The sequence below is a fragment of the Candidatus Termitispirillum reticulitermitis genome (assembly GCF_054655775.1).
Map to the genome: position 1 here is coordinate 1 of NZ_BAAIHG010000089.1, position 3,377 is coordinate 3,377.

Sequence of the window (3,377 nt, forward strand, 5' to 3'; positions counted from 1 at the left end):
AAATGGGATAGAGAACTTTTGGAATCAGGCTAAGAGGCAGATGCGGAAGTTTAACGGGATACAGAAAGACAAGTTTAACTTGTTTCTAAAGGAGTGTGAGTTTAGGTTTAATTATGGAACACCAAAAAACCTATTGACAACACTAAAAAAATGGATTAGAGTGTATCATAAAGAGGCTGAAAAATAATTTTATCTATGTCAGCCCCTAATAATGACTAACAAGGGGAAATAGCCATGGCGGATAATACAAAATCTATAAAGTTGCGAGCTTTTAATATAAAAAGCACCGATATGATTGTAAATGCATCAGAGATTTTAACTCAATTAAAAACTAAATTACCTAATACAAAGGCAAAGGATAGGCAAAAAGTTTTGAATTCAGAAGACCCGACTGGCGAGCATGATGTTATGTCGGATTTTACTATTCAAGAGAACATATTCTCTGGAACTATTCTGCGGATAATACCTAATGGCGATGATGAACATATTGAAGCTAATCTGTTTGAAAAAGAGACTTTTTCAATAGATGAAATAAAAAGAACTAAAGCTGGTGGTGCCGCTATTTATAAAAGCCATACCCATATATGTTTGGATGATGCAAATATAATTACAGACTTGCGATACCCAAATACTATCCAAGGGGTGGAAACATATATAAATAGTTTGTTAGACACCCATATTTTTAAGTTTAATCCGATAGTAATTCCAAAACCAAATATGTCGCTGGTCGATATTAGCACTATGACTTTTTCAGATTCGTCTAATCAGTCGTCGATAAATACGACCGAGAGAAAATCATTTTGGATAGATAAAACAATGATAAAATCCATAATGGATAAAGTTTTATCAGATACACAAACATTAGCCGATATAGATATAGAGCAACTTATATCTGCTAAACTTCAATTAAAATTTGTAAAACCAAAAAGTATGTCGGAAGATGACTATAAACGCAAACTATCTGCTATGTTGAAACCAATAAGCGATTTGGACAATGTTTCGTTTGAAAGCAAGGATAAAAGGAAATTGAGTGCTAAAGACTTATTGCGTGAGAAGCTGGTATCTATTGAAAAAACGGATACTGGATTTATAAGCGAGCAACAATTAAACATAGAAATGGCAATATTTCTGGATGAGATAAAAAATGAAGAAAACCATTCTTAGAATTTTTTTTGTCATAGCAGTGACCGTATTATTTGGGTCATTGTTGAATATAACCTTTTCCGAGGGATTTATATCAACCATTTATAATGTGTCAGGAATAGTGTTTTCTATCGGACTAGGGCTGATTGTGAGTTTCAGTATAGATGGAGTAAAAGAACGAGATCACATAATAACAATTAGAAAGAATATCCGTAATGTTAGAAGTGCTTTTATTAAATATTTTGTGATGGCTACTTTTGTTTATTTGTTTTATAGTCATATCCCCAATCAGGCTATACAGATAAAAAACATTACAATTAAATTTGATTCATCATGGCTTGCGGTGATTTTTATATTATTTTCTATATTGTATTTTATTAGGAACTTTATAGATATACAGAAATTAAAAGATGATATTTTTGATAAAACATTAAAATAAGCACAGCCCCGCTTCGGCGGGGTTTTCTTTTGCCTAAAATCAAGGAATCACAAATGAACGGAATGGACAAGACGGCCGGCCGCTGGCGGGTTGGGCGCATTTGCGGCAGTTGATAGCGGATATTTTGACAACGCCTATCGGCTCGCGGGTTATGCGGCGGGATTACGGAAGCCGGATATTCCAACGAATAGACGCGCCGCTGACGGGCGAACTTGTCGCCGAAATCTATGCCGATGTCGTCGAAGCCCTTTTCAACTACGAACCGCGCTTCGAGGTGTCGGCGGTTTCGGTCGTATCCGTCTCCGGCGGCAAGATTGAGCTTGACCTCGAAGGCAAGTATATGAACGAGAACATAAAACTGAACAACCTGACGATTTCATAGGAACGACAATGGCGAATGCGCGCGAAGATTTGCAGGACTTTCTAACGCCGGACTATGTGGACTTGTCCGCAATACCCGCGCCCAAAGTGATAGAGGAGCTTTCATTCGGGGACATCTTCGACGAGCTGCTGATTGATTTCAAGAAGCGCAATCCGAGCTATGACGCTCTGCTGGAAAGCGACCCCGCGATAATCGTGCTGGAATGCTACGCATACCGCGAAACCCTGCTGCGCCACCGCATAAACGAAGCCGCCAAAGCCAATCTGCTGGCGTATGCGGCTGGTTCGGACTTGGATAATCTGGCGGCGTTCTACGGCATAGAACGGATGGTTGTTGACACGGGCGACCCGAACGCAACACCGCCGGTTCGGAAAAAGCCTATCTGTTCCACACCCTGTCCGCGTCGCCGCTGGTCAAGTCTGCCAGTGTTTCCAGCCCGTCGGCGGGACAGGTTTCAATAACGATACTGGGCATATCGGGCGACGGCAAAACGGACGCGGAAACAATCGCGGCAGTGCGGGCATATCTTTCTGCGGATGACAAGCGACCGCTGACCGACAATGTGGTTGTGCAACCGGCGCAGATTATCCCGTATTCCGTCAATGCCCGCGTGCATATCTATCTCGGGCCGAGCGTGTCCATCGTCGCGGAAGAATACGAAAAGAACCTGCGGGCGTATCTGTCAAAGCAGCACAACATCGGTTCGCTGGTCGCAAAATCGGGGATTTATGACGCACTGCATACCGAGGGCGTGCAGCGGGTTGAACTGCTGTCGCCCGCCACCGACATAGAAACGACAAAGTAGCAGGCGGCGTATTGCACCGGAATCAATTTGGAAGTTATCGTTGTCAGCACAGAATAGCATATTGCCGCCGAACGCAACACCGTTGCAGAAAGACTTTGAAGCCGCGAGTAGCTCGCGGCTTTCATTATTGAACAACAATCTGCGATATGTGAACAATCCAGATTTATGCCCCGAGAATATCCTGTCGTGGCTGGCGTGGGCGGTGTCGGTTGATGTGTGGAGAGGTGCCAACTACTTCCTGCACGGCACTAGCAAAGGCATCTTTTAATGCCAGCTCTTTGTTTTTACCATAGCCAGTGACTACACGTGCTATAGTAGCCTTGTTAGCCTCAATGCCCCTGTCTTGTGCTAAAACCAGCACAGGGAAAAGCAATGCAAAAAAGACTACAGCAAGAATGCGAAAATAGCACCTGCCTCTCGCTATTGCACCATAAGGCTTTTTCATATACAAACCATCCTTTTTATTTTCTCAAACTAACCAAGGTTATTTTGAGAAAGTTATGAACGGGTATTTCTCTCCCCCTAGATGAGCGTCAATGGCTGAACAAACCCCCATCGTTTCCTGCGGAGACGCTCCCCCGTTGGGGGAGAATATAAGAGGGGTGGCG

7 protein-coding genes and 1 pseudogene are annotated in these 3,377 nt (G+C 42.9%); 7 read left to right on the forward strand and 1 reads right to left on the reverse strand.

Annotated features, from left to right (window positions below; genetic code table 11):
- The 7 genes and pseudogenes from AC1MDJ_RS07025 to AC1MDJ_RS07055 form a co-directional block, all read left to right on the forward strand.
- Positions 1-187: pseudogene (locus AC1MDJ_RS07025) on the forward strand (hypothetical protein); the annotation flags it as partial.
- Between the two features lie 47 nt (positions 188-234).
- Complete coding sequence (locus AC1MDJ_RS07030; RefSeq protein ID WP_479690218.1) at positions 235-1,164, forward strand: hypothetical protein; 930 nt, start codon at positions 235-237, stop codon at positions 1,162-1,164.
- Positions 1,145-1,582: a hypothetical protein gene (locus AC1MDJ_RS07035; protein ID WP_479690219.1), complete on the forward strand. Its 438-nt coding sequence runs from the start codon at positions 1,145-1,147 to the stop codon at positions 1,580-1,582. The genes AC1MDJ_RS07030 and AC1MDJ_RS07035 overlap by 20 nt, the downstream gene beginning before the upstream one ends.
- 100 nt (positions 1,583-1,682) lie before the next feature.
- Positions 1,683-1,964, forward strand: a complete 282-nt coding sequence (locus tag AC1MDJ_RS07040) for a GPW/gp25 family protein (protein WP_479690220.1) — start codon at positions 1,683-1,685, stop codon at positions 1,962-1,964.
- Between the two features lie 8 nt (positions 1,965-1,972).
- Positions 1,973-2,425: a hypothetical protein gene (locus tag AC1MDJ_RS07045; RefSeq protein ID WP_479690221.1), complete on the forward strand. Its 453-nt coding sequence runs from the start codon at positions 1,973-1,975 to the stop codon at positions 2,423-2,425.
- Positions 2,374-2,769, forward strand: a complete 396-nt coding sequence (locus AC1MDJ_RS07050; RefSeq protein WP_479690223.1) for a hypothetical protein — start codon at positions 2,374-2,376, stop codon at positions 2,767-2,769. The genes AC1MDJ_RS07045 and AC1MDJ_RS07050 overlap by 52 nt, the downstream gene beginning before the upstream one ends.
- A gap of 40 nt (positions 2,770-2,809) precedes the next feature.
- A complete protein-coding gene (locus AC1MDJ_RS07055; protein WP_479690222.1) occupies positions 2,810-3,037 on the forward strand; it encodes a phage tail protein I in 228 nt (75 codons plus the stop codon).
- On the opposite strand, the gene AC1MDJ_RS07060 is transcribed toward AC1MDJ_RS07055, so the two are convergent.
- Positions 2,933-3,214, reverse strand: coding sequence for a hypothetical protein (locus tag AC1MDJ_RS07060; protein WP_479690224.1), 282 nt, complete (start codon positions 3,212-3,214; stop codon positions 2,933-2,935). The two genes, AC1MDJ_RS07055 and AC1MDJ_RS07060, sit on opposite strands and share 105 nt — an antisense overlap.
- Positions 3,215-3,377: the final 163 nt, after the last annotated feature.